1 pseudogene is annotated in these 228 nt (G+C 38.2%); it reads right to left on the bottom strand.

Annotated features, from left to right (window positions below):
• Positions 1-223, bottom strand: a pseudogene (locus ACFIO5_RS13360) (serine protease); the annotation flags it as partial.
• Positions 224-228: the final 5 nt, after the last annotated feature.

Genomic DNA, 228 nt, shown 5'->3' with positions numbered 1-228 from the left:
TAAAATATTCTTGTAACAATGAATCTTCTGGAATAACGGGTACCGAAGTATGTTCATCCTGTTCGGTCCCATCAACTGTCTGTGCTGTAGAAATATTTACAACTGTCTCCAAAAGCTGAGCAGCGAGATCAGGAACGGAAAGCGATCTATTTTTTGTCTCCACCGCCCAAGAAGAATTCATTGATCCTAATAAAAATAAAAGCACGCAAACAAAAGCTCTTATAAGAA

It is taken from the genome of Bartonella sp. AA86SXKL, assembly GCF_042196885.1.
The sequence above is the reverse complement of the archived record's forward strand: the minus strand, read 5'-3'. Positions and strand labels throughout refer to the sequence as shown.